The 617-nt window shown below is 70.3% G+C and carries 1 protein-coding gene; it reads left to right on the top strand.

Annotation, left to right across the window (positions count from 1 at the left end):
- Positions 1-117: 117 nt before the first annotated feature.
- Entirely contained in the window at positions 118-585 is a 468-nt protein-coding gene (locus E1265_RS36645) for an Lrp/AsnC family transcriptional regulator (protein ID WP_132935238.1), read from the top strand.
- Positions 586-617: the final 32 nt, after the last annotated feature.

Below are 617 nucleotides of genomic sequence, written 5' to 3'. Positions count from 1 at the left end.
TCATGGCGGTGGGCTTCCTCTCCGGCATCCGGTGGGACGGGAGCGAATCTAGCCCCAGGTACGGGTTCGGCGGCCATGCACCGAACGACGTTCGGTGCGGGAGGCAGAATGACGGCCATGGACGACACAGATTCGGCGATCCTCACTCATCTCCAGCGCGACGCGCGGCTGACCAACCGGGAGCTGGCGCGCCTGGTGGGCGTCGCTCCCTCGACCTGCCTGGAGCGGGTGCGGGCGCTGCGGGCCCGCGGGGTGATCACCGGCTACCACGCGGCCGTCGAACCGCGCGCGCTCGGCCGCTCGCTCCAGGCGCTGGTGTTCGCGCGGCTGCGACCGTTGAGCCGGGAGGTGATCACGGGCTTCGAGAGCTATCTGTCCCGGCTGCCCGAGGTGCTCTCGGTGTACGTGGTCTCGGGTGACGACGACTTCGTGGTGCACGTGGCGGTGCCGGACATCGAGCACCTGCACGCCTTCCTGATGGACCGGTTCAGCGCGCGCCGCGAGGTGATCGGCTTCCGCAGCTCGATGATCTACCGGGAGACCGCCGGCACCCGCGTCCTCACCCCGCTGCCCGGCAGGCCCTAGGCGGGGGCCCGGACAGGGGCTGTCTCTTATAC

Source organism: Streptomyces sp. 8K308, from assembly GCF_004348315.1.
In the GTDB taxonomy this organism is placed as follows: domain Bacteria; phylum Actinomycetota; class Actinomycetes; order Streptomycetales; family Streptomycetaceae; genus Streptomyces.
Note: the sequence above shows the minus strand (reverse complement) of the source record. Positions and strands in the feature narration are given on the sequence as shown.